The 2,608-nt window shown below is 42.8% G+C and carries 1 protein-coding gene; it reads right to left on the bottom strand.

Annotated features, from left to right (window positions below):
- Positions 1–579: 579 nt before the first annotated feature.
- On the bottom strand, positions 580–2,004 hold the full coding sequence (locus tag F6K20_RS33465; RefSeq protein WP_071105184.1) for a DUF4139 domain-containing protein: 1,425 nt from the start codon (positions 2,002–2,004) through the stop codon (positions 580–582).
- Positions 2,005–2,608: the final 604 nt, after the last annotated feature.

The following is a 2,608-nucleotide window of genomic DNA, read 5'->3' as shown; positions in this document are numbered from 1 at the left end:
TATTGTCGCCAGGGCGTAAAACCCTGGCAACAATGAATAGTGAAAGTTGTTTTGTGGTCAGCATATGCGCTACGCGCACGCTACTTGAGGTGCGGTCAGCGGTCAGCGGTCAGCGGTCAGCCTTGGCCACAAGCCTTTGGCTGATAACTGATAACTGATAGCTGATAGCTGATAGCTGATAGCTAACTCGATCAGAATCTACTAATTGATCAAGAGTTATCTAGATTTGAGTGCAGCTCAGCTGTATTGGAAGCTTATACCATAGAATTCGGTCAAGCATTGGAGTTAACCAGAGCTTGACCGATTTTTTTTATTGCTATAGTTATAGAAGCATTTAGTAGGGTGGGCATTGGTTATTTCAAACTTCCAATCCTTCAATGACATACATTAGCAGCATTTGGTAGGGTGGGCATTGCCTGTTTCCCATCTCCCCTACCTGCCCGAATTCACATAAGCAATGCCCACCAAGCGCAGATCGCATTTGGTAGGGTGGGCATTGCTTGAAACCAACTCCCAACCCTGCCCGAATTCACCTGAGCAATGCCCACCAACCTTTGAAATAATATAGTGCGAGGGGCACTAGTATTTGATCATCACGCTATAGGTTATTTTAACTTCTTCACCGGGGTTGATACTAATCGGAAACTCTACTGTTTTTGCATCTAGTTGATTGTAACTATGGCTGGTTTTTAAAATTTTCCAGTCACCACTAAATCGTTCCACAACCCATACTTGTGCTTGGTCTTCTTTGCGATTGCGGATGGAAATCTCAACGCTGTCTTCTGTCACCCTGTTAGAGATTTGTTTGTGAGCCGTGCGTTTGCGATCGCCTACTACATCAAAGGAGTCACCAATATATAAACCGACCACCTCATCCCTTGGTGTATGATCAATTAAGTCTTCACCTAAAAACTGTAAGTTACCGCGCCGATCAGCTTTATAAACTCTTACCTTTCCCTTAGGCAAAGGCATCCCCATATTATTAGTTTTAGTATTAGCCAACTCTAGGATAACATTAACTTTATCCTGGTGGCTGTCCTCTCCTTGCCCTGGAGGATTTATACGACTATAATACCACTGTTTGCTACTATCAAATATCAGTTTACGGTTTACCTGTACCTCTGCTGCAGAAAGTAATGTCATCTGTTTGGTTTCATTATTTTGTACAGTAGTTGTGCCATCCAAGGTGTAGAGATGATACTCAAAAAACGTTTCTTCTTCAAACTGAGGCTGGGCAGATCGTGCCTTGACAGATTTTAACATCATCACTTGTGCTTGTTCATATTCTTCCACCCGACGAACATCCCCAGCGATTAACTGCAACTGACTGTTTTCATAGGTAGCACCGCTGCGATTGTCCAACGTTACCCAGCCGGTGATATCTACCTTGCTCTCATCGTCACTAACAACTGCTACATAATCAACTTTCCAGGTAATGCTATTAGCAATATAGGAAACTTCCGTAGCATGGTCTCCTGTTTCACTTACCTCAAGTTTCCACAGCAGAGAAGGACGAGAGACTAATCCCTCTGGCATTTCATTCAGCTCCATTTCACCGGAGGGATTTAGCACAACATTTCCATTAGGCAAACGGATAGCTAGTTTTTGTGACTGATTGCTACCTCGATAAGAATTTTGGCTAGCCACCGTCACTTCAGGAGGATTCAGCAGCGTACCTTCGAGTATCTCTATCTGTCCATCTGGGTTGACTCGTCTGAAGCGGATAGTCTTGCCAACTGATTTATTCAAGATGGTTGTTGGATTCAGTAAATCATACTGGTAGTTTTGTTCACGCACCATCACACTATTAGGTGCAGTCACGGATTTGAAACTAATTGAAGTCGGGTCGATTTGTGCTGCCACATCCTCGTAGCGTACTAAGTTTGTACCCTGCTTCAGAGAAAGCTGGCGCTGTTCCCGGACTACGGCAAAGTTTTGGTTATAAATAGTTAGGGAAAAGCCTTGGCTCTCTTTGGCTGTGGAGATAATCGGGTTGTCTGCCATGGTTATTCTAATTTAGGTTATAGCCTCTAGGTTTTAGGCAATAGGATTAAGACTATCGTTTGCTAGCCCCGGCTCAAACACGGAGGCTGTCAACTGCTTTGCTTATACCTAAGACCTAATACCATTAGTCTAATCCCTATAATTTATGTTATAATTACCGTTTTTATGCTATCCCTCAGTTCATAGGTTATTACCCATTACCTATAGCTATTATAAATAGGTTGTGAACTATCACGGAGGCAGGATGCCAACAATAACTATTATTTTGGGTTTCTGGATGTTCACAACTCGTTTATAAACCCTAGCCCATTACCAAATAACTCTAGGTAGCGTTCCTGAGGCTAGTATTGATGTCAGCTATTAGCTATCAGCTATTAGCTATCAGCGTGTCGCGTATCAGCTATCAGCCATTGGCCGTAGGCGACGCTACTTGAGGTGTTTATGCGCTACAGATGGTGCTACTTGAGGTGCTTTTGAATAAAATAAGCTGACTGCTGACGGCTGACTGCTGAATGCTTAAGTATTGATTAATCTTATTTACTTTTAAGACTTAAGAGTGCCAAATCGATTAAGCCAATTTGGCGCTTATTGACTAAATTCAGTA

It is taken from the genome of Moorena sp. SIO2C4 (assembly GCF_010672485.1).
Taxonomy (GTDB): Bacteria; Cyanobacteriota; Cyanobacteriia; order Cyanobacteriales; family Coleofasciculaceae; genus Moorena; species Moorena producens.
The sequence above is the reverse complement of the archived record's forward strand: the minus strand, read 5'-3'. Positions and strand labels throughout refer to the sequence as shown.

Coding starts and splice junctions, on each gene's coding strand:
- F6K20_RS33465 (WP_071105184.1), bottom strand. CDS start 2,004: ATGGCAGACAACCCGATTATCTCCACAGCCAAAGAGAGCCAAGGCTTT.